Source organism: Gryllotalpicola sp. CP2-P1 (assembly GCF_057512245.1).
This window is the reverse complement of the sequence record NZ_JBLRDT010000168.1, coordinates 1-5,267: the sequence shown is the minus strand read 5'-3', so window position 1 is coordinate 5,267 and position 5,267 is coordinate 1. Positions and strand designations below refer to the sequence as shown.

5 protein-coding genes are annotated in these 5,267 nt (G+C 70.5%); 3 read left to right on the top strand and 2 right to left on the bottom strand.

The features are described 5' to 3' along the window. Together ACM2XV_RS11790 and ACM2XV_RS11785 are read right to left on the bottom strand one after the other, a co-directional pair. The coding region (locus tag ACM2XV_RS11790; protein WP_487027056.1) for an MFS transporter at positions 1–1,171 on the bottom strand (1,171 nt) is incomplete at its 3' end. A 30-nt stretch (positions 1,172–1,201) separates the two neighbouring features. Then, entirely contained in the window at positions 1,202–1,630 is a 429-nt protein-coding gene (locus tag ACM2XV_RS11785; RefSeq protein ID WP_344772860.1) for a MarR family winged helix-turn-helix transcriptional regulator, read from the bottom strand. A gap of 132 nt (positions 1,631–1,762) precedes the next feature. Here ACM2XV_RS11785 and ACM2XV_RS11780 point away from each other — a divergent pair, with 132 nt between their 5' ends. The 3 genes from ACM2XV_RS11780 to lplAB form a co-directional block, all read left to right on the top strand. Next, positions 1,763–2,632, top strand: coding sequence for an alpha/beta fold hydrolase (locus ACM2XV_RS11780; protein WP_487027055.1), 870 nt, complete (start codon positions 1,763–1,765; stop codon positions 2,630–2,632). A gap of 181 nt (positions 2,633–2,813) precedes the next feature. Continuing rightward, positions 2,814–4,199, top strand: a complete 1,386-nt coding sequence (locus ACM2XV_RS11775; RefSeq protein WP_487027054.1) for a glycoside hydrolase family 6 protein — start codon at positions 2,814–2,816, stop codon at positions 4,197–4,199. Positions 4,200–4,246: 47 nt separating this feature from the next. Beyond that, positions 4,247–5,267 (top strand): lipoate-protein ligase LplAB (gene lplAB / locus ACM2XV_RS11770; protein WP_487027053.1); only part of this gene is annotated, 1,021 nt, incomplete at its 3' end.

The window sequence follows — 5,267 nt, the reverse complement described above, 5'->3', positions numbered from 1 at the left end:
CGCCGACGGCACCGGCCACGATGCCCGAGGCGGCGCCCACCCCGAGCCCCCAGCGCGGCCCGAGCACGTCGGCGACCCAGCCGACGATCGGTGCGCCGATGGGCGTGCCGCCCATGAAGATCGCCATGTAGATCGCCATCACGCGGCCGCGCACGGCCGGGTCGGTCGCGAGCTGCACGGTGCCGTTCGCGGTCGTCATGAGCGTCTGCGAGAACAGGCCGATCAGCGCGAGCGCCGCGCCGAAGAGCCAATACGTGGGCATGACGGCGGCGATGAGGCATCCCACGCCGAACAGCAGCGCGCCCACGAAGAGCAACGAGATCCTCGGCTTCTCACGCCGCGCCGAGAGCAGCGCGCCGGCCACCGAGCCGACCGCCATGATCGACGACAGCACGCCGAACTCTCCCGCGCCCTTGCCGAACACGGTCGACGCCATCGTCGAGGTGTAGATCGGGAAGTTCAGCCCGAAGGTGCCGATGAGGAACACCATCACGAGGATCACCATGATGTCGGGGCGCCGCCGCACGTAGCGGAACCCGTCGACGAGGCCCCCGCGGCGCGACGAGCGCAGCTGGGGGTTGAGCTGGTCCTTCTTCATGAGCTGCAGCGAGATGAGCACCGCGGCGAAGGTGACCGCGTTGATGAGGAACACCCACCCGGCGCCGACGGCCGCGGTCATGAGGCCCGCCACCGCGGGGCCGATGGTGCGGGCCGCGTTGAACGACGCCGAGTTGAGCGCCACGGCGTTCGAGAGGTTGCGGGCGTCGACGAGCTCGCCGACGAAGGTCTGGCGCGCGGGCGAGTCGAAGGCGGCGGCCACGCCGAGCAGCAGCGCGAACACGTACACGTGCCACAGCTGCACCACGCCCGTGACCGTCATGATGCCGAGTCCCGCGCCGAGCAGGCCCATCGCGCCCTGGGTGCACATCAGCAGCTTGCGGCGGTCGAAGCGGTCGGCGGCCCAGCCGGTGACCGGCAGCAGCACGAGCTGCGGGCCGAACTGCAGCGCCATCGTCACGCCCACGGCGGTGGCGTTGTTGTGGGTCAGCTCGGTGAGGACGATCCAGTCCTGCGCGGTGCGCTGCATCCACGTTCCGACGTTCGAGACGATCGCGCCGAGGAACCAGATGCGGTAGTTGACGCCGGCGAGGGACCGGAAGAGGTTGTTCAAATCGTGGGGCTTTCGGGGTTTCCAGCGGTTCTAGCGATCGGCGAGGTCGCGCATGATGACGGATGCCTGGCGCAGCGTCTCTCGCTGCGCGGCGGTGAGCTCGCGCGTGCGCTTCGCGAGCCACTGCTCGCGGCGGCGCCGCGTCTCGGTGACGAACGCCTCGCCCTCGGCCGTCACGCGCACGACGACCTTGCGCCCGTCGTCGGGGGAGCCCTCGCGCGTAACGTAGCCGCCCGCCTCGAGGGCGTTCACCCGCCGGTTCATCGAGGGCGGGGTGACCCGCTCGGCCTCGGCGAGCTGCCCGACGGTGTGCGGGCCCTCGCGGAAAAGCAGCGCGAGCACGCTGAACTGGCCGTCGGAGAGGTCGTCGCTCGCCTTCTCGGCGCGGATGCGGCGGTTGAGGCGCCCCACGGCGATGCGCAGCAGCGCATCGAGGTCGAGCTCTTCCGGGTGGGGCATGCCTCGAGCCTACTCCTTAGCAATGCTAATTATCTATCCGCAACCACCGAACTTGTTCCCGTTCCGGACGCCTGCGCCCGCCGCCCCGGGTGCAGGCGTCCGGAACGGGAACGAGTTCGGCATGATGTCGTCATGCCGCCGACGAGCGCCCTGACGCACACCTTCACGGACGACTACGGGGTCGTGGTCACGTACTACGAGTTCCCGCTGCCCGACGGACGGAAACCGCGAGGGGTCGTCCAGCTCGCGCACGGCATCGGCGAGCACGCGGGGCGCTACGCGCACGTCGCACGGGCGCTGAACGACGCGGGCTATGCCGTGTTCGCCGACGACCACCGCGGCCACGGGCAGACCGGCCTCGCGCAGTGGGGCGGGGACGCCACCCAGCTCGGCCGCCTCGGCCCGGGTGGTCTGCGGGCGACGATCGGCGATCTGCGTCAGCTCGGCAGGATCGTCAGGGGCAGGCATCCTGAGTCGCCCGTGATCCTGCTCGGGCACAGCTGGGGCTCGCTCATGGCGCAGCGCCTCATCAACGATCACGCGGCCGACTACGACGCCGTGGTGCTGACGGGCACCGCCTACCGCATGCTCGGCTCCATGCGCTCGGGCAACCTGAACGGGCGCCATCGGCACCTCGGCACGACCGGGCACGAGTGGCTGTCGCGCGATGTGGCGATCCAGACCGCCTTCGGCGAGGACCCGCTCAACTTCTCGGCGGAGCCGCTCGCGAAGTTCGGCTTCGTCGACGCGCTGCGGCTGCTCGGGCGGCCCAGCCGCAGTCTCGAGCGCGACATTCCGCTGCTGATCCAGATCGGCTCGGACGACTCGCTCGGCGGCGAGAAGTCGGTGGTGAAGCTCGCGAACGCGTATCGCAGGCGCAGCGGGCTGAGCGACGTGACGGTGCACATCTATGCGGATGCCCGCCACGAGGTCTTCAACGAGCTCAACAAGGACGAGGTGCTCGCCGACCTCGTGGGCTGGCTCGACGCGCGCTTCGCCTGATCACATGCGCGGGTCGACTCGGCGCACGCGGGCGCGCGGGTCGACTCGGCGCAGCCGCCCGCGCGGGTCGACTCGGCGCAGCCGAATGGAGACCGGTCGCTTGACTTAACCAGTTCAGCCCGGGAATGTCGGAGCTGCCCCCGAACGGGGGCGTCAACGGACGTCTCAATGAGGAGAATCCATGCTCAGATCAACCAGGCTGAAGGTCGCCTTCGGAGCGGCCGTCGCCGCCGCGGCCCTTGCGGTGGCGGGCGCCGCGGCCGCACCGGCGGTCGCCGCAACCCCGCACGGGCCCGCCGCGCCGCAGAAGTCCAGTCACGCGCTCGGCCAGTCGCGGCTCTACGTGAAGTCGCCCAGCGCCGACGGCGTGAAGCAGGCGCTCCAGCTCGCGAAGAACCACGACACGAAGGACGCCGTCGCGCTCGCCAAGCTGCTGGCCACGCCGCAGGCCGTCTGGCTCACGAGCGGCACGCCGGCCGAGGTGCGCAAGACCGTGCAGCAGAACGTCGCCGCGGCGACGGTCGAGAAGGCCGTGCCGGTCTTCGTCGTCTACAACATCCCCGGGCGCGACTGCGGGTCGTACTCTGCGGGCGGCGCTCAGACCACGGCCGACTACGAGGCGTGGATCGACGGCGTCGCGGCCGGCATCGGCAATGCGAAGGCCGCGGTCCTCGTCGAGCCCGACGGGCTCGGGCTGCTGCCCAACACCAACTGCGGTGTCACGACCCCCGGCGCCGACGACGCCCGCTACACGCAGCTGGGCTACGCGGTCGATGCGCTCGAGGCGAAGCCGAACACGAGCGTCTACCTCGACGGGACGAATGCCGCGTGGCTGACGCCCGGCGACCTCGCACCCCGCCTCATCAAAGCGGGGGTGAACCGCGCCCAGGGCTTCTTCACGAACGTGTCGAACTACCAGTGGACGGCCAACTCGGCCGAGATCGGCACCTGGATCTCCGAGTGCATCGCCCTCGTTAACGCGGGCGACGCCGACCCGGGCGCCGACTGCCCCAACCAGTACTGGAACGGCACGGGCGCGCTGGACACCAACAAGCAGTGGTCCCAGACCGCGGCCGACCCGGCGGCGAACACCGCCTGGATCGACCAGCAGTACGCCGCCAAGCTCGCCGCGGCCGGCGCGACGCCGACGGCGCACGTCGTGATCGACACGAGCCGCAACGGAGCGGGCCCGAACGACATGAGCCGGTATGCGGCGGCCCCGTACAACCAGAGCGCCGCCACGATCGCGACCCTGCGCGCGAGCAACTGGTGCAACCCGCCCGGTGCTGGGCTCGGCCTGACGCCGACCACGAAGACGGGAAGGCCGCTCGTCGACGCGTACCTCTGGGTGAAGACGCCCGGCGAGTCCGACGGGCAGTGCGATGCCGCGGGCGGCGCCCGCGCATGGGACTACAGCGTGTACTCGCAGCCAGGTTGGCCGACGGATGCCGCGAGCCAGGCCCTCTTCGACCCCCTCTGGGGCCTCGCGGACCCCGCCGCCGGCGACTGGTTCCCGCAGCAGGCTCTCGATCTGATCGCGCACGCGAGCCCGGCCCTGCTTCCCTGAGGGGCGCGGTGCGCCTCGCCGTGCATGCTCCTGCTTAGGGTGGGAGCATGCACGGCGAATACAAGGTCCCCGGGGGAAAGCTGGTCGTCGTCGACCTCGAGGCGGAAGACGGCCGCATCACGAACTTCCACCTCGCCGGCGACTTCTTCCTCGAGCCCGACGACGCGCTCGACGCGATCGACGCCGCCGTGAACGGTCTGCCCGTCGAAACCGATACGCGGGCGATCGCGGATGCCGTGCGCCGCGCCCTTCCGGAGGGGGCGGTGCTGCTCGGCTTCACCCCCGAGTCGGTCGGGGTCGCTATCCGCCGCAGCCTCGCCAACGCGACCACCTGGAACGACTACCAGTGGGAGATCGTGCACGCCCCCGCCGTCAGCCCCGTGACCCACCTCGCCCTCGATGAGGTGCTCACGGCCGCCGTCGCCTCGGGCGCGCGCAAGCCGACGCTGCGGTTCTGGGAGTGGGAGGAGAACGCGGTCGTCATCGGCTCGTTCCAGTCGGTGAAGAACGAGGTCGACCCCGAGGGCGCCGCGAAGTACGGCTTCGACGTCGTGCGCCGCATCACGGGCGGCGGCGCGATGATGATGGAGAAGGGCTCGGTCGTCACCTACTCGCTGTACGTGCCGGTCGACCTCGTGCAGGGCATGACCTTCGCCGACAGCTACGCCTACCTCGACGAGTGGGCGATCCTCGCGCTGCAGGGCATGGGCATCGACGCCTCGTACGTGCCCCTCAACGACATCACGAGCCCCAAGGGCAAGATCGGCGGTGCTGCGCAGAAGCGCCTCGGCTCGGGCGCCGTGCTGCACCACGTCACGATGAGCTACGACATGGACGGTCAGAAGATGACCGAGGTGCTGCGCATCGGCCGCGAGAAGATCAGCGACAAGGGCATCGCCTCGGCGGCGAAGCGCGTCGACCCGCTGCGCTCGCAGACGGGTCTGCCGCGGGCCGAGATCATCGACCGCATGAAGCAGCAGTTCGCCTCGATGTATCGAGCGACCCCCGGCGACATCACCCCCGCCGAGTACGCCGCGGCAGAGCGCCTCGTCACCGAGAAGTTCGCGA